14 protein-coding genes and 1 pseudogene are annotated in these 17410 nt (G+C 34.2%); 8 read left to right on the forward strand and 7 right to left on the reverse strand.

Annotation, left to right across the window (positions count from 1 at the left end; all coding sequences use genetic code 11):
• Window positions 1-47 precede the first annotated feature (47 nt).
• Window positions 48-269: a T9SS type A sorting domain-containing protein gene (locus MK119_RS17995; protein ID WP_290681631.1), complete on the reverse strand. Its 222-nt coding sequence runs from the start codon at window positions 267-269 to the stop codon at window positions 48-50.
• 26 nt (window positions 270-295) lie between these two features.
• The gene (locus MK119_RS18000) at window positions 296-679 is read right to left on the reverse strand and encodes a hypothetical protein (protein WP_290681634.1); all 384 of its coding nucleotides are present in this window, start codon (window positions 677-679) and stop codon (window positions 296-298) included.
• 203 nt (window positions 680-882) lie between these two features.
• Between MK119_RS18000 and MK119_RS18005 the strand changes: the two genes are divergently transcribed.
• The 6 genes from MK119_RS18005 (at window position 883) to secDF (ending at window position 8792) form a co-directional block, all read left to right on the forward strand.
• On the forward strand, window positions 883-1929 hold the full coding sequence (locus MK119_RS18005; RefSeq protein WP_290681637.1) for a DUF6588 family protein: 1047 nt from the start codon (window positions 883-885) through the stop codon (window positions 1927-1929).
• 99 nt (window positions 1930-2028) lie between these two features.
• Window positions 2029-2955: a malate dehydrogenase gene (mdh, locus tag MK119_RS18010; protein ID WP_290681640.1), complete on the forward strand. Its 927-nt coding sequence runs from the start codon at window positions 2029-2031 to the stop codon at window positions 2953-2955.
• A 135-nt stretch (window positions 2956-3090) separates the two neighbouring features.
• Entirely contained in the window at window positions 3091-3744 is a 654-nt protein-coding gene (locus MK119_RS18015; protein WP_290681643.1) for a DUF4412 domain-containing protein, read from the forward strand.
• A gap of 80 nt (window positions 3745-3824) precedes the next feature.
• Complete coding sequence (locus tag MK119_RS18020) at window positions 3825-4796, forward strand: hypothetical protein (RefSeq protein ID WP_290681646.1); 972 nt, start codon at window positions 3825-3827, stop codon at window positions 4794-4796.
• A gap of 96 nt (window positions 4797-4892) precedes the next feature.
• The gene (locus MK119_RS18025; protein ID WP_290681649.1) at window positions 4893-5522 is read left to right on the forward strand and encodes a hypothetical protein; all 630 of its coding nucleotides are present in this window, start codon (window positions 4893-4895) and stop codon (window positions 5520-5522) included.
• Between the two features lie 219 nt (window positions 5523-5741).
• On the forward strand, window positions 5742-8792 hold the full coding sequence (secDF, locus tag MK119_RS18030; RefSeq protein WP_290681652.1) for a protein translocase subunit SecDF: 3051 nt from the start codon (window positions 5742-5744) through the stop codon (window positions 8790-8792).
• A 677-nt stretch (window positions 8793-9469) separates the two neighbouring features.
• Here the strand turns inward: secDF and MK119_RS18035 are convergent.
• From MK119_RS18035 to folE, 5 genes and pseudogenes are all read right to left on the reverse strand, one after another.
• Window positions 9470-9949 (reverse strand): DUF192 domain-containing protein, encoded by a 480-nt coding sequence (locus MK119_RS18035; protein ID WP_290681655.1) that lies wholly within the window; start codon window positions 9947-9949, stop codon window positions 9470-9472.
• A gap of 2 nt (window positions 9950-9951) precedes the next feature.
• Complete coding sequence (lgt, locus tag MK119_RS18040) at window positions 9952-10827, reverse strand: prolipoprotein diacylglyceryl transferase (protein WP_290681658.1); 876 nt, start codon at window positions 10825-10827, stop codon at window positions 9952-9954.
• A 195-nt stretch (window positions 10828-11022) separates the two neighbouring features.
• Complete coding sequence (gene yidD / locus MK119_RS18045; RefSeq protein ID WP_290681660.1) at window positions 11023-11289, reverse strand: membrane protein insertion efficiency factor YidD; 267 nt, start codon at window positions 11287-11289, stop codon at window positions 11023-11025.
• A 16-nt stretch (window positions 11290-11305) separates the two neighbouring features.
• Window positions 11306-12790: pseudogene (gene cysS, locus MK119_RS18050) on the reverse strand (cysteine--tRNA ligase).
• Between the two features lie 23 nt (window positions 12791-12813).
• Entirely contained in the window at window positions 12814-13494 is a 681-nt protein-coding gene (gene folE / locus MK119_RS18055; RefSeq protein ID WP_290681663.1) for a GTP cyclohydrolase I FolE, read from the reverse strand.
• A gap of 363 nt (window positions 13495-13857) precedes the next feature.
• Between folE and MK119_RS18060 the strand changes: the two genes are divergently transcribed.
• Window positions 13858-14292, forward strand: coding sequence for a hypothetical protein (locus MK119_RS18060; protein ID WP_290681666.1), 435 nt, complete (start codon window positions 13858-13860; stop codon window positions 14290-14292).
• Window positions 14293-14302: 10 nt separating this feature from the next.
• Window positions 14303-17410: PKD domain-containing protein (locus tag MK119_RS18065; protein ID WP_290681669.1), on the forward strand; the 3108-nt coding region annotated here is incomplete at its 3' end.

Here is a 17410-nt window from a genome sequence, read left to right on the forward strand (position 1 = left end):
CTCTTTTTGAGGTGTTTTTTTTGCGTTAAGCAGTGTTTTTAATGTCACTATTCTTTAATAAAACGAGAAATAGTAGCATCTCCGTCTTGATACGTCGTTTTTAAAAAGTAAACTCCAGGTTTTAAAAACGATAAGTCTAAGAAATTTTGTTGACGTGAAACTTCCGTTTCAAAGATACTAGCGCCTACTATTGAGAGTACATTAATTTTTTCGGTGGAATACCCTTTTAAGTCAAAATGTAATTTGTTTTTTACAGGATTTGGGTACATCAAAAATCGTTTCTTATCAAATTTCTTTAAAGGAAGGATACAATTTCCATGAACAGCAATGTTTCCTCTGGTGATGTGATTGTTAACGTCTTCCCATTATTGCCTTCATCCACAATTTCATAATTAAGTGTTCTTGAAGGTTCTGCGTTTCCCAAGATAATTGTAGGTGAATATTGACTTTCAAGAAGGCAATTTGGAGAGCAATCTCCTAGCGTTACACTTGGTTGTTGAACTGTAAACGAAGTTGGAGAGATGGCAAGTGGAGGAGCTAAATCAAAGGCGCTGTTAATGCCGGCTACATTAGCAGTAAAATTATAATTACTAGCATCAGTTACTAAAAATCGAATTCCCGGAATGTACATGGGTAACGGTGCTTGAGGAACATTAATTGTAGTTCCTTCAATAACCATGTAGTGTAAGAACCACTTGTTTTCATTATTCAGTAAATCTTGTTGTGCAAACCCTAGGTGAAAGGCGAAAAATATGCAAATTAATAGTGCAATTTTTTATATCATTTTTTTATGGAAAAAAAGTAAAAAAAAGGGGCTATTTCCTGTAAATAGTCTTGGGTGATTTCATTATTTTTAGCTTAACAAACAAACCTACACTTAAAATGAAAAAAAGAATTACATTACTTCTTGTGCTATGCTTTTCTGCATTGCAAGCCCAAGAACTAGAGAGTCTATTGTTAGCTGGTGACGATGCTAGTAAATTGACTGAAAACTACATGAATCCATTGATGAAAGGACTGTTGTATAGTATCAATGGAGGATGGTATACTACTGCAAAAACACATAAAAAATTTGGTTTTGATGTCACAATCTCAGCAAGCGCAAGTTTTGTGCCTACTTCAAGTCAAAGTTTCACATTTAATCCTGCAGATTATGAATTTTTATTAACTGCAAACGGAGAAACATCGATTCCTGCAGTAATGAGCGAAGATGGTACGCAAACTACGATGGATGTTCGAATTCCTATTGATGGCACTAATACATTCAAAGTTGGAAGTTTTGAAATGCCTGGCGGAATAGCAGAAGACTTTCCAATCAACGCGGTTCCAGCACCCATGATTCAAGTTGGTGTCGGATTGCCTTCTCGTACCGATATAAAATTGCGATATGTACCTAAATTGAGTTTTGATGACGATGTGGAAGCAGGTCTTTTTGGAATAGGATTGCAACACGATATCACACAATATTTAGGCCCAATTGATAAACTGCCTTTGAATGTTTCGGTTTTAGCAGCCTATACACGTTTGAATGCAACCTATGCTATCAATGACGACAGTTTTTCAGATAATGTGACTATCCGAAATGGAGAAGCTGATTTTACAATGAGTGCGTGGACAATTCAAGCTTTAGGTTCTTTAGATTTTAAAATCATCACATTGTATGGTGGGTTTGGATACAATCAAGGAAAATCTGAGATCAATATCAAAGGTGATTACAATCTTACTTATGATGTGCAAGATAGTAGTGGAAATGTAGTGTCAACCATAAATGAAACTATTTCAAATCCAGTGAATCTCGATTTTGAAGCCAATGGAGTCCGAACAACATTAGGAGCGCGATTCAATTTGGGGCCTGTAAAAATCTTTGGAGACTACACTTTTCAGAAATTCAATACATTAAGCGCAGGACTCGCTGTAAGTATTCGATAATAGTTTTGATGTAAATAATTCAAAATATCATTGTTTTTCAATGTAAAAAATATGACCTTTGCAGCTTTAAAAACAATACATCAAAAAAATTATAAAAATATGAAAGTTACAGTTGTAGGGGCAGGAGCAGTAGGCGCTAGTTGTGCAGAATATATTGCAATTAAAAATTTTGCTTCAGAAGTCGTTTTATTAGATATCAAAGAAGGATTTGCAGAAGGAAAAGCTATGGATTTAATGCAAACAGCTTCTTTAAATGGTTTTGATACAAAAATCACAGGAAGTACAAGCGACTATTCAAAAACAGCTGGTAGCGATATTTGTGTAATTACTTCTGGAATTCCACGTAAACCAGGAATGACTCGTGAAGAATTAATCGGAATCAACGCTGGAATTGTAAAATCAGTTTCTGCTAGCTTAATTGAGCATTCTCCAAATACAATTATCATTGTAGTAAGTAATCCAATGGATACAATGACATACCTAGTTCACAAAACAACTGGATTGCCAAAGAATAGAATCATCGGAATGGGTGGAGCTTTAGATAGCGCTCGTTTCAAGTACAGATTAGCGGAAGCATTAGAAGCGCCAATTTCTGATGTAGACGGAATGGTAATTGGTGGACACAGTGATAAAGGTATGGTTCCTTTAACTGCACATGCAACACGTAACAGTATCAAAGTATCTGAGTTCTTATCTGAAGAGCGTTTAAACCAAGTAAAAGAAGATACGAAAGTTGGTGGAGCAACATTAACAAAATTATTAGGAACTTCTGCATGGTATGCGCCAGGAGCAGCAGTTTCAGGATTGGTTCAAGCAATTGCTTGTGATCAAAAGAAAATGTTCCCATGTTCAGCCTTACTTGATGGAGAATACGGATTAAATGATTTATGTATCGGAGTTCCTGTAATCTTAGGAAGTAACGGAATTGAAAACATCGTAGAAATTGACTTAAGTGATGCAGAAAAAGCACACTTAGCTGCAAGTGCAGAAGGTGTTAAGAAAACAAACGGATTATTAGAATTATAATCTCGTTATTTATAAAAAATACCCTAAAACCTCATGGCTAATTGCTTTGAGGTTTTTTTTATGTCCATAAAATGTAACATATTTGTACAAATCGATACAAACCTTAATAGTTGTAAATAAACAAAAACTAAAAACATGAAAAAAATATTCTTATTAACAGCATTGGCATTTAGCGTAATGGTTTCTGCTCAGAAAAAAATAACAGAAGGAAAAATCATTTCTAAGCAAACAATATCTACAGATAATGAGCAAATGCAAGCGCAGTTGGCTATGATTGGTGATATGGAAACAGTAACATTATTCAAAGGTCAAAGCTCAAGATCTGAATTAGATAATCCAATGTCAGGTAAAGTAACAACTGTTATCAACTCTGATACAAAAAAAATGTTAGTGCTGATGAGTAATCCTGCATTAGGAAAAATGTATTCTGTGGAAGATATTTCTTTAAGTGAAGAGGATTTAAAAAGTGTAACAGTTACTAAAGGAAGCGAAACTAAAACGGTTTTAGGATATACGTGCCAGAAATATACAACAAGCATCACAAAAGACGGTGTAAAAGTAGATATGGTATTATATACCACAGAAGCAATTCCAGTAGTTTCTCAACAAACAACATCTTTAGGAGACAAAATCAAAGGATTTCCTTTATATGCTGAAGTGAAAATGAACCAAATGGGAATTGACATGACGGTAACTACGGTAGTAACGAAGATTGAGCCACAATCAGTTTCTTCTGATTTATTTGATACAACTCCACCAGAAGGATACAAAAACATGAAAGGTCAATAAAATTTGACACTGCAAAATGTTAAAGGCTAGAATGCTCTATTGTAGCCTTTCTTTTTAAATTCAAAATTAAAAACGATTCCATGTTTAAAAAATATTCTATTTTCTCATGCTTACTTTTTTTGGTAGTGATAACTACGGCTTGTGAGACTATTGCTAAGCAGTCTATTTATAGTATTCAATTGCAAATTGAAGAAACTAATTTAACACCAGAAGAAAAGACACGTGCTATCAGAAATATAGAAAGACGTTTAGTGTCGGTTGGTGCAGAGAATGTCGCTATTACTGAGGAGGAAGATCAAAAAATAACAGTTGAATTTCAAGGAAAAATAAAACCTCAAAAACTACGTAAAAGCTTTACTTTTTCAGGAAAACTAGAGTTTTTTGAAGTGTGTAAAGAGAAAAATTTACTGTACAAATATCTACGTCAAATAGATGAAACTTTCGAAGAACAAGACAAGCTTCTAACGGAAGTAAAAAATGATAAAGTGGCTATTGATAGTACTTTAGGTCTTTCTTTAAATACTATAAATGATGCTGTTTTTGCTACAGTTCCGAAAGAAAATAGAAAAAAAGTAGCTGAAAAATTGTTGCAAAAAGAACCATTTTCAATAAATGGGTTAGAAAAAAAAATAAAGTTTTTGTTAGGAAAAAGCGACCGTAAAGATCTATATGAATTATATGCTGTATATGTAACTGCTGAAAATAATGCATCGCTTGATGGGAGTTATGTAACAGATGCTGCTGTAGGATATGATCAACTTGGAAATTGGATCATAAATATACAGATGAATGCAGATGGAAGTTATATTTGGGAACAATTGACTGAGGAGGTATATCAAAACAATGGTAATATTGCTGTTGCTGTAGATAATTATGTATACATGGCGCCTTCGGTTTTTACTGGGCCAATTTCGGGAGGAAAAACGCAGATCTCAGGAAATTTTACCGAAGAAGAAGCGATGGATTTGGCAAACGCATTTCGTGCAGGTTCCATTCCAAAAATGAAAATTTTGCAAGAAACTATTCTTAAGCGATATTTTCAGAAAAACTAAAAATTTCCCGTGTAGAGTGATATAATCCAATTACTTAAAACGAAATTAATTAAGAAAACACTACGTTAGTCTCCTCTTTATTTTTATATTTGGTGCATGATTGCAAAAAAGTATTTTAGTGCTTTAATAATCTTCTTAGTCTTGCTTGGTTATTACCAAGAACAAGCACCTGTCCCTAATCAGGAAATTGAACTTCAATTTTCTCAGAATGAGGTAGTTTCTGAAGAAACGGAAGATGTAATTCTAGCAATCAAAGAACAATTAGAGTCTTTAGGTGTTACCAACATTCAAGTGCGTCAATTAGCAAATAATACACTTGCTATTGCGTATTATAGTGATGAAAATGTTGCAGTGATTAAGGAATTCCTTATCGAAAAAGGATTTGCTTCAAAAAAGTTGCCGAAAACACCAACAGAAGAAACAGGAAGTCATGAAATTTTTGCCAATGCAGATAGCTACAAGTTAGATATCTACGAATTGCAAACGACTTCTGATTCATATCTAGGGACACACGGAAAATACATTTTAGACTTACAAAAAGAATATGATAAATCTCCAACATCGAGTTCATTTGCGAATGCTAATTCCTTTATTACGGGAGATTTTGATGTAAACTCATTAGTGTTAACGTATAGCGAATCTGATTATACGGTCACTTTTAAAGAAAATATTTCTTACGAAATTCCTGACGTTCGCGCAGGCCCTTTCACAATTATACTTTCTTAAGTTTTAAAAATTATCATTGATTTTACTTTTTAAAGTGTATCTCACCACAATGCATGCTAAAAACTATCAACATAGTCTATAAGCATGTCAAATAGTGTTTTTGATGATGAATCAAAGAGCACTTAAAATCACAATCAAATCACAAAAAAAATAATTGTCAAATGTGACGGTAAATGATATATTTGCCCGTTTAAAAAATTTGACCAAAAAAACTGAATAATGCAGAACAAAGGACTCGTAAAATTATTTGCGCTTTTATTCGGATTGGTAAGTATTTACCAATTATCATTCACATTTATTACGAATAAAATTGAAACAGACGCAAAAGCCTACGCGGTAACACAAGTGCCAAAACCAGTAGATGGTGCTGACACAAAAGAAAATGCAGACGCTAGAAGTCTTGTAGAAGAAACGTATTTAGATTCTATTGATAGGAATGAACCTATCAACTTCGGATTCGCAGAGTTTACATACAGTGAAGCGAAGGAAAAAGAATTAAACAAAGGTCTTGACCTTAAAGGAGGAATCAACGTAATTCTTCAAATTTCTGTAAGAGACATTCTTACTGGATTGGCTAATAACACAGAAAATGAAACATTCAAGAAAGCTTTAGATAGAGCAGACGAATTACAAAAAGATGCACAAGAAGATTATGTAGAATCTTTCTTTAGAGCTTTTGATGAATTAAAGCCTGCTGGTTTAAAATTGGCAGATCCAACCCTTTTTTATACGGCATCTTTACAAGATGAATTAAAGAAAGAAACATTTAACACGCCTGATGATGTTGTTAAAAATGTACTTAGAAGAAAAATTGATCAATCTGTTGTATCTGCAAAAGAAGTATTAAACAAACGTATTGACCAATTTGGTGTAACACAGCCAAACATTCAACGTTTAGGAACTTCTGGACGTATCTTAATTGAATTACCAGGTGCGAAAGATGTAATTCGTATTGAAAAATTATTACAAACAACTGCAGAATTAGAGTTTTGGAAAACAAACAATAATAACTCTGAATTGCTTTCATATTTAGTTACAGCTGATGCAAAGTTGAAAGAACTTCCTGAATTTGCAGTAGAAAAAGTAAAAGATACTACAGATACTGATTTAGATGAGTTAACGACTTCTACAGAGCAAGATTCAGCAGCTGTTGTGCAACCATTATTAGGTAAGTTAGCACTTTCTCCTGTTGGATCAAATACTGGTGGTGTTGTAGCTACAATAAAAGAAGAGGATAAAAGTGAAGTTGTAGCTTTATTAGATAATTCAATTTTAAAGCAAGTATTGCCTGCAAACTTACGTAATGTACGTTTTGCTTTTGGAAAAGAGGTAGATGCACAAGGAAGAGTAAAAATGTATGCTTTAAGTGGAAAGCGTAAAGGAAGACAAGCTACACCACAAATGAAAGGTGATGTGGTTGACGTTGCACAACAAAGCTATGGTAACGACATGAAGCCAGTTGTAACAATGAAAATGAATGGTATAGGAGCAAAGCAATGGGAGAAGTTAACTGGAGAAGTACATAAAGCAAATGGAAACATTGCTGTAGTTTTAGATAATATTGTATACTCTGCACCAAGTGTAACGACAGGAGCTATTACAGGAGGAAATACAGAAATCTCTGGAAACTTTTCAATTGAAGAGGCAAAAGATTTAGCAAACGTATTAAGAGCTGGTAAATTACCTGCTAAAGCTGAAATTTTACAATCAGAAGTAGTTGGACCATCATTAGGTCAGGAAGCTATTAACAGTGGTTTAATGTCATTCTTAATTGCCTTGGGATTGGTGTTAGTTTGGATGGTATTCTACTATGGTAGAGCTGGACTTTTTGCTGATGTAGCTTTAGCGTTTAACATTCTATTAATCTTTGGTGTATTAGCAAACTTAGGAGCGGTGTTAACACTACCTGGTATTGCCGGTATCGTATTAACCATTGGTATGTCGGTGGATGCAAATGTACTTTTATTTGAAAGAGTTCGTGAAGAATTGGCAAAAGGAAAGTCATTACAAGAATCAATCAATCATGCATTTAGCTGGAAAGGAGCTATGTCTTCTATCTTTGATGCCAACATTACAACTGGTTTAACTGCCTTGATCTTATTCTTATTCGGAACAGGACCAATTAAAGGTTTTGCAACTACTTTATTAATCGGTATTGCTACTTCGTTATTTACTGCAATCTTTATCACAAGATTACTAATTGATTGGTATATTGGAAAAGGAAAGGAATTGGCATTCTCTACAGGAGCTACAAAGAACTTATTTAGAAACATGAATATTGAGTTTTTAAAGAAGCGTAAAGTTGCATATATCATTTCAGGAGTTATTATTGCTGTTGGTTTATGGTCAATTACCTTAGGAAGTGGATTGAATCAAGGAGTTGATTTTGTTGGAGGACGTTCGTACCAAGTACGTTTTGAGAAGACAGTAAGTCCACAAGATGTAAAAGCTTCATTACAAAATGTATTTGTTGATGGAGAAAATGCGGTTTCGTTAGAAGTAAAAACTTTTGGAGAAGATAATCAGTTAAAGATTACTACGAACTATAAAGTAAACGAGACGGGAACTGATATTGATGATGAAATCAAGAAGAAATTACACGAAGGTTTAGGAAGTTACTTGCCATCAGGAATGAAGTATACGACGTTTGTTGATGGAGCAGAAAATAAGACAGTCGGTATTATGCAATCGATTAAGGTTGGGCCAACAATTGCCGATGATATCAAGAAAGCGTCATTCTGGGCAGTATTAGGTTCGTTAGTAGTGGTATTCTTATATATCTTATTGCGATTCAGAAGATGGCAATTCTCTCTTGGAGCGGTTGCAGCAGTATTCCACGATGTGTTAATCGTATTAGGAATTTTCTCATTAGCATGGAAATACTTGCCATTTACAATGGAGATCAACCAAGCATTCATTGCGGCAATTTTGACCGTAATTGGTTACTCGCTGAATGATACCGTGGTTGTATTTGATAGAATCCGTGAGTTTATGAACGAGCATTCTAACTGGAAGTTTAGCAAAGTGGTAAATGCGGCCTTGAATAGTACCTTAAGTAGAACGTTGAATACGTCGTTAACTACGTTAGTGGTATTATTGGCGATCTTTATTTTCGGTGGAGAATCTATTAGAGGATTTATGTTTGCCTTAATCGTTGGTGTAATTGTAGGTACCTACTCATCGATGTTTATTGCAACTCCAATTATGTATGATACTATCAAAAAAGGAGATATCAACAAAGGGTTAGAAGAAGGTGAAGCGAAGGCTTAAGTATCTTTTGATTCTTAATAACATAGAAAAACGCTGCTCAACTGAGTGGCGTTTTTTATGCTTTATTAATAGTTATAGTTTTCTCTGTGCAAATGCAGAATCAAGGATTATGAAAGCTCGAAAGAATAAAGTAATACCAAATAAACTTTAAAATGCGACTTTGGATACGAAGTTGCTTTGACATTATAAACTGCTGTGGATGCTTTGCATAGCAGTAGCTACGGAAAGTAGTCGCAAGGCATTAGAATGCCAAATGAACGAGTTTATAAGTTGTATTTTAAAGTTTATTTGATATAAGTAATAGAGAAAGCCTTCTAAAGAATTTGTGTCCGTTAAACTAAAGTTTCAAAGAGGAAAGGAAAAAAGAAAAGCCATATGTGTAATATGTAAAGATTCCAACGGGAATTAAACCTATGAACATACCAATAGCTAATGATGGAAATCTTTTAAAAGGTAAAATAATTAGTGTGATAATTTTGACTATAATTAAAGTGATGTAGAAAGGTGAAAGACTAGTAAGTGAAAAAAAATGCTATTCCCAAAAAGTGTATGCTAATAGTGATTGCTAGCCCAAGAAGCGCTGACTTTATATGATATGAAACTCCTTTCTTCATTTGAAATAAAGTTTACTTATGCAATCTTTTATATCGTATTTAAAGAGAGTAAATAACGTTTTTTTAAAACTTTATGAACGTTGCAGTGTCGCCAATTTCTAACAACCATTTTTCAGACAAACCAGCGTTGATTTCTAATACATACATAGCTGGTACTTCCGAAGGTAATCCAGTTTCATTCAACGGTTCCGCGTTTTCCTGAAAACTTACTATTTTTTTATTTTCATCTAAATAGATAATATCTAACGGTATGTATGTGTTTTTCATGTAAAAACTCTGTGGACGTGAGTATGGAAATACAAAAAGCATCGCCTGATTTTCCTTCATAGATTTGCGATACATGAGTCCAGTTTCAATTTCGTAGCTAGTTTCTGCAAATTCTATATCGAGTGTTACAATATCTTTACCACTCGCTTTTGCTAAGGTCAATTGTCCTTCTTTGGTAAAGGTGATCTCTGCAGTTTGGACCGTTTGATTATTGCTAGAATCTCCGCAGGAAATAAGAGCTGTAGTAATGCAAAAAAGTACGATTAATTTCTTCATGCCTAGGCAGTTTTAGCAGTGTCTACATCAGTTTGATTCGTTTGTCTAAACATCAGATAAAATCCAGCAATAATAAAGGGAATACTTAGCCATTGTCCAGTGCTTAATAAATTGCCGAGCATATCTTCAAATCCACCTTGACTTTCTTTTACAAATTCTACCATAAAACGTACTGTCCAAAGTAGTACTAAAAACAGTCCAAAAATATATCCTTGTTTATTTTTCTTGTTTGTTTTCCAGTATACATACCATAAAATGGCAAATACAAAAACATAACAAAATGCTTCATATAATTGTGCTGGATGACGTGGTAATGTGTCGCCTCTTCCTTGAAATATAACGCCAAAATCAGAGCCTGTATATTTTCCAACAATTTCAGAATTAAAGAAATTTCCTATTCTGACAAAAACTCCACCAAGTGCAATTGCAATAACGATTCTATCTAAAATCCAAAGTAAAGTTTTGTACTGATATTTTTTTCGGTATAAATACATAGCAACAATAATTCCAATAGCTGCTCCGTGACTTGCTAAACCAGCAAATCCGGTAAATTTGTAGCCATCGATAAATCCAAATAGTGTTGAATTTGCATCTGCTTTGATAGGTAATAAAATCTCAATTAAGTGATTTTGATAATACTCCCAATTATAAAAGAAAACTTCACCCAAACGCGCACCTAATAACGTTGCAATGACTGCATACATAAAAAGAGATTCTAAATACTTTATTTCAATTCCTTCTTTTTCGTAAATCTTTTTGGTGATGTAATATCCTAAGCTAAATGCTATGATGAACATTAAGCTGTAATATCTGATTTGAATTGAACCTAAATTCAATAAAACTTCACTAGGATTCCAGTTGATACTTAGTAAGTGCATAAATGGTATAGTTTATAAAATGTAAATATAGACAAACCAAACGGAAATCAAAGGATACAAATGCTAAAGGAATGTTATTTAATAACACATGTTCTTTGTGGAATTTGTAATTGTTTTAATGCTAAAAAAAATCTCGCCGTTTAGCGAGATTTAGTGTATATATTATCAAAATTGACTTTTGATACTTCTTGAGTATTATTTAGAAGCTTGCTTTTTTTTGCGTTTTGGAAATTCGTCTGGTACAGGATCATAACCACTTCCTCCAAGAGGATGACACCTAGAAATACGCTTAATTGCTAACCATCCGCCGCGAAATAAGCCATGCTTTTTTAATGCATCTGCCGCATAATGAGAGCATGTAGGATTGTATCTGCATGCTGCTGGAGTGTATGGCGAAATGGCCGCTTGGTAAAAACGGATAACTAATAAAAAAGGATATATGAGAATCTTTTTGAGACTCATTGTTTTTTTGTTTTAATTACGAAACTGAAAATGAAGTTCCGTCTTTTCCATCTTTTAATTGAATGCCTAAAGCGGATAATTCATCACGAATTTAATCTGAAGTTGCAAAATCTTTATTAGCACGTGCTTCATTTCGTAAATTAATCAACAACTCCATAACTCCTGTAAGTGAGTCTCCATCATCCGAAGATCCGCTTTGCTGTTCTAGTCCTAGAATTTCAAACACAAACGCATGCATGTATTTCTTTAGCTCGGTTAAACTTTCAGGTAAAATGGTAGCTTTTCCGTCTTTTAACTGATTGATATACTTTACGGCTTCAAACAAGTCTGCAATCAAAATTGGTGTGTTGAAATCGTCATTCAGTGCATTGTAGCAATTGCGTTTCCAAACTTCCAAATTAAAGCTAGTTTTGTCTCCTGAAGGTTCTAATTTGTCTAATGTTTTCATAGCTTCCATCAGTTTATTGAATCCTTTTTCAGAGGCCAACAAAGCATCATTGCTAAAGTCTAAAATACTTCTGTAGTGTGCTTGCATCATAAAGAAACGTGCAACACTTGGCACAAATCCTTTAGATAAATGTTTACTACTTCCAGAGAAAATTTCACCAGGAAGTATATTGTTATCTGTTGATTTTGACATCTTTTTTCCATTCAACGTCAGCATGTTGGCATGCATCCAATAATTCACAGGAGACGTTCCGCAGCAAGCTTCATTTTGAGCAATTTCAGATTCGTGATGCGGAAATTTTAAATCCATTCCTCCACCATGAATATCAAATCGTTTACCCAAGTACTTTGTGCTCATAGCAGTACATTCTAAATGCCAACCAGGAAAACCTTCGCCCCAAGGTGAGGGCCAACGCATAATATGAGTTTCTTCGGCTTTTTTCCAAAGTGCAAAATCTTGTGGATTCTTTTTATCGCTTTGCCCATCTAATTCACGTGAATTATTAACGAGATCTTCTAGGTTGCGCTTACTAAGTACGCCGTACTCATTTTTTTCATTGAATTTATGAACATCAAAATACACAGAACCATTTACTTCATATCCATACCCATTGTCTATGATTCCTTTTACGATTTCTATTTGCTCAATAATATGTCCTGTAGCAGTAGGTTCGATGCTTGGTGGAATAAAATTGAATTTTTGTAAAATGTAATGGAAATCAAGCGTGTATTTTTGAACAATTTCCATAGGTTCTAATTGTTCCAAGCGTGCTTTCTTAGCAATTTTATCTTCACCTTCTTCGGCATCATCTACCAAATGACCTACATCAGTAATATTTCGTACATAGCGTACTTTGTAACCAAGATGTTTTAGATACCTAAAAATCATATCAAACGACATGAACGTTCGTACGTTACCTAAGTGCACATTGCTGTATACTGTAGGACCACATACATACATTCCAACATGACCTTCATTTATAGGTTTAAAAACTTCTTTTTGGTTTGTGAGGGAATTGTATATTTTAAGTTCTTGTTCTTGATATAATTTCATGGTTATTGTTAAAAATATTGGTTTTAAAATTTTGTGTCTAATTTAATATAATCTAGGAATTCTAGGCGTGTTTTTTCATTTTTAAATTTTCCGCCAAATTCTGCTGTTACAGTACTGCTTTCTATGTCTCTGATTCCGCGAGAATTAACGCATAAATGTTTGGCGTCAATTACACAAGCAACATCTTCCGTTCCTAGTACTTTTTGCAATTCTTTTACCACTTGAATCGTTAAACGCTCTTGTACTTGTGGTCGTTTGGCATAATAATCAACAAAACGATTCATTTTGGAAAGTCCAACAACCGTTCCATTAGAAATATAAGCAATGTGTGCTCTACCAACAATTGGAAGTAAATGATGCTCGCAAGTAGAGTAGACAGTAATATTCTTCTCTACGAGCATTTCGCTATACTTGTACTTATTATCAAAGGTAGAAGCCTTTGGTTTTCTATCAGGATGTAGTCCCCCAAAAATTTCTTGTACAAACATTTTAGCAACTCTATTAGGAGTTCCTTTAAGGCTATCATCTGTCATATCGAGACCTAAAGTTTCCATAATATGCGCAACATCTTTTTTGATGCTAGCTATTTTTTCTTCATCACTTAAATTAAATGCATCTTCACGTAATGGAGTATCATAGGAAGTCATGATGTGATTATCACCTATCATTTGTATTTCTTCTTCAAACGCCTTATCTATTTTCATCGATTCTGTATTTCTTTGTTTGAAAAAAATATGATACAAATAGTTAATAATAATTTAAGATATAAACCTTCATCATATTAAAGATTCGAAACTCAATTTTTTTCAAAAATTAACAAGACTGCAAAGATAGTTAAATATTGTATATGTATTGATTGAACGTGCCGTAAATAAATGTCTTAAAGAACTATGTATATCACAAAATTTTCTTAATTTTCCGCGATTCAAAATTAATTTTTTAACACAATGTCAGATTTTTACAGGTGTTGTTGTTATATATAATGTAAATAAAATGAAGGGTTTAGTTAACTTAATAATAACACCTTCATTTCAAATTAATAATGTTAGAATACAAACATGACTATTATGCGTAAAATCTATGTATGTATGATGTTCCTATTTATAGGGCTTTGTATGAATGCTCAAACTCAAAGGGATTCATATAAATTTAAGGAGCACCAAGTAGATAACTTCATCAAGGAAGTTTATGGAGATCAAGCTCAAAAACTGGTTTTTTCCAACCAGAAACGTTACCAAACTTTAAGAAAGCTTATTGTGGAGCGAATGCAAATCGTAAGACAAGCTGATGTGAGAGGTAAAAAATATCCTAAAATTACGAATGGAGGAATGCTAACTATGTATAATAAAAACTTAAAGCATGAAGGCTTTACTAGTAAAAGCACATTCAATCCTTTAAAATACAATCTTGAGTTTTTTGATATCAATAGACTCAGAGTATATCGGATAGACAACACTGAATATCTTTTAATTATTCAACCACAACCTAAATTACAAAACTAAAAATATAGAGATGAAGAAAATAGTTCTCTTACTTCTTATAGTTAGCCCAATATTTTGTTTCGGACAAGATGTTCTTATAGAAAATGGTACCTTCAATATATGTCAAGGTACTTTCTTAGACACTGGAGGTGGCGGTGCAGGACAATATTCAAATAACGAAAATATCGTAATGACAATTTGTCCAAACAATCCAGGAGACAAAGTACAGTTAGATTTTACCTCATTTGCTGTGCAAAATATGTCTGATAATATGACTATATACAATGGTGATAGTACTGCAGCAACTGCTTTTGGTACATTTACAGGAACAGCGAGTCCTGGAATTGTAATAGCTACCAATGACAATGTTTCGGGATGTCTTACAATAGAATTTATTTCTGATGCTGCTGGTGTAAATATCGGTTGGGCAGCAGAAATTTCTTGTGTAACGCCATGTCAAACGATTATTTCACAATTAGATTCTTCAGTGCCAGCTGCAGATGCAAACAATATTATAGAAATTTGTCAAGGAGATACTGTAACGTTCAACGGAAGTGCATCGTTTACTTCAGATGGAACAGGAGCACAGTATCAATGGGACTTTGGAGATGGAAACTCAGCGATGGGAGAATCGGTGACCCACACATTCCCAGATGCAGGAGCCTATATTGTAAATCTTAATGTAACAGATACAAATAACTGTACCAATGATAACCTGATTAATCAAGTTGTGCGTGTTTCTACAACACCAGACTTTACAGGAACAGAAGCTACAGATCCAATTATATGTTTTGGAGATGATACTACACTTACTGGAGTTGTAAATCCAGTGCCATTTATTGTAGAATGTACACCACCTGTAAGTGGACAAACATTTTTACCAGATGGAAGTGGAGTTTCCTATGAAACATCTATCCCTGTAGATTGTTTTGAATCTGATCAAGTATTAACCGATGGTGCACAATTATTACAGGTATGTTTAAATATTGAGCACTCTTTCTCTGGAGATTTAGATATTTCGATTATCAGTCCAAACGGACAAGAGGCAGAATTATTTGTGCAAGCGGGTGGAGGAACCTATTTTGGAGGCGCCAATGATGATGGAACTACAACGCCAGGTGTTGGAGCTGACTATTGTTTCTCTTTAGCAGGAGCAGTAACTCTAGCTAATGCACCAACAATTACAGCAGGTTCAAACCCTCCAGGAGCTTCATGGCAGCCAGGAACATATTTGCCAGTAGATGCTAATGGATTTGATGATCTAATTGGAAGTCCATTAAATGGAAACTGGACAATTAGAGTTACAGATAACTTAGCTATTGATAATGGATATATCTTTAGCTGGAAATTAGACTTTGATCCTTCAATCTTACCAGCAGATGAATCATTTACACCTGTGGTTGAATCAGAAGGATGGCAGCCAGATGCTTCTATTACAAATACAGCAGGAAACGTAATTACAGTGCAGCCTACAACTGCAGGTCAACACTGTTACACATATGAAATGACAGATGATTTAGGATGTACATATACAGAAACTGTTTGTATTGATGTAACTCCAGAAATTAACAATGCACCAGCTTCTGATTTATCTGTATGTTCTGCAAATACTACTGAAGTTTTTGATCTTACAGTAAATACAGCTCAAGTATTAGCACCTATAGCTGATACTACTGATATGGTTGTTACCTATCATTTATCTCAAGCTGATGCTGATGCAAATTTAGGTGCATTGACACTTGCACAAGCGCAAGCATATACAGGATCCGATGGAGAAGAAATTTTTATTAGAATTTCATATACAGGAACTACTACAATCGACTGTTTCCAAACAGAATCTTTTACATTAAACATTGGAAGTCCAACCGCAAATGCGGTTCCAGACTTAGTACTTTGTGATATCGGAAATGATGGAGTAGAAGAATTTGATCTTTGTTCACAAACATTATTAGTACTAGGAACACAAGATCCAGCAGATTACACAGTAACATATCATGATACACAAGCAGATGCAGACAATAATGTCAGTCCGCTTACATGTTTGTATATGAATACAACAAACCCTACAGATGATATATATGTAAGGGTTCAAGATAACAACAGTGCAACTTGTTTTGCAGTGACTTCATTTGATTTAGTATTAAATCTAGAGCCAACATTAATTACACCGCCAGATATGGTAGTTTGTGACGATGCTTTAAATGACGGAGTGGAAATATTTGACTTATCAACACAAATTTCAATCATTTTAGGAACACAAAATCCAGCAGACTTTACAATCAGTTTCCATGCATCGCAAGCAGATGCTGATGCTAGTATAAGTCCGTTACCTACAATGTATACTAATGTGAATCCAACGGATTTAATTGTGGTAAGAGTTGAAGATAATACCACAAATTGTGTTTCTACTGTACAATTCAATGTAATAGTAGACGCGCTACCAATTGCAAATCCACTAGCAGATATCACGGTTTGTGATGATGATTCAAATGATGGAACAGAAACGTTTGATTTAGTTGCTCTAAATCCACAAGTATTAGGGACGCAAGATCCAGTATTGTTTACAATTACATATCACTTATCACAAGCAGATGCAGATGCAGGAACGAATCCATTAGCGAGTCCATACAATAACATGGCATCATGTGAGCAAATATATGTGCGTATCGAAAACATAAACAATACAACATGTTTTGATACTACGAACTTTGAAATTTGTGTAGATTATCAGCCAACAGCTGCACAATCTGCAAATATTGTAGTGTGTGATGATGCTACTAACAACGGAACGGAAGTATTTGATTTGACAATGCAAATTCCAGTAATTCTAGGAACACAAAATACAGCAGATGTAAATATTAATTTCCACACAACGCAAGCAGATGCAGATGCAAATGTAAACCCAATACCAACGCCAGGTTCATATACAAATGTAAACGTAACAGATGTAATATATGTAAGCGTAACAAGTACGGACGCAACAAATATATGTTTTGCAACAACTAGTTTTGAAGTAACAGTAAATCCATTACCAATTGCGGTTGTGCCAACTACATTGCAAGAATGTGATGATGATACAGATGGAATTATTGGATTTACATTAACGAATGCAGATGCAGAAATCTTAGCAGGTCAAACT

Origin of the sequence: Kordia sp. (assembly GCF_022447245.1) — a bacterium.
Lineage (GTDB): Bacteria > Bacteroidota > Bacteroidia > Flavobacteriales > Flavobacteriaceae > Kordia.

Excerpts from the sequence above, each read along its gene's own strand:
- MK119_RS18015 (WP_290681643.1), top strand. The coding sequence starts at position 3,091 with ATGAAAAAAATATTCTTATTAACAGCATTGGCATTTAGCGTAATGGTT.
- folE (WP_290681663.1), bottom strand. The coding sequence starts at position 13,494 with ATGAAAATAGATAAGGCGTTTGAAGAAGAAATACAAATGATAGGTGAT.
- MK119_RS18000 (WP_290681634.1), bottom strand. The coding sequence starts at position 679 with ATGGTTATTGAAGGAACTACAATTAATGTTCCTCAAGCACCGTTACCC.
- MK119_RS18025 (WP_290681649.1), top strand. The coding sequence starts at position 4,893 with ATGATTGCAAAAAAGTATTTTAGTGCTTTAATAATCTTCTTAGTCTTG.
- lgt (WP_290681658.1), bottom strand. The coding sequence starts at position 10,827 with ATGCACTTACTAAGTATCAACTGGAATCCTAGTGAAGTTTTATTGAAT.
- MK119_RS17995 (WP_290681631.1), bottom strand. The coding sequence starts at position 269 with ATGTACCCAAATCCTGTAAAAAACAAATTACATTTTGACTTAAAAGGG.
- yidD (WP_290681660.1), bottom strand. The coding sequence starts at position 11,289 with ATGAGTCTCAAAAAGATTCTCATATATCCTTTTTTATTAGTTATCCGT.
- MK119_RS18060 (WP_290681666.1), top strand. The coding sequence starts at position 13,858 with ATGCGTAAAATCTATGTATGTATGATGTTCCTATTTATAGGGCTTTGT.
- mdh (WP_290681640.1), top strand. The coding sequence starts at position 2,029 with ATGAAAGTTACAGTTGTAGGGGCAGGAGCAGTAGGCGCTAGTTGTGCA.
- MK119_RS18020 (WP_290681646.1), top strand. The coding sequence starts at position 3,825 with ATGTTTAAAAAATATTCTATTTTCTCATGCTTACTTTTTTTGGTAGTG.
- MK119_RS18035 (WP_290681655.1), bottom strand. The coding sequence starts at position 9,949 with ATGAAGAAATTAATCGTACTTTTTTGCATTACTACAGCTCTTATTTCC.
- secDF (WP_290681652.1), top strand. The coding sequence starts at position 5,742 with ATGCAGAACAAAGGACTCGTAAAATTATTTGCGCTTTTATTCGGATTG.
- MK119_RS18005 (WP_290681637.1), top strand. The coding sequence starts at position 883 with ATGAAAAAAAGAATTACATTACTTCTTGTGCTATGCTTTTCTGCATTG.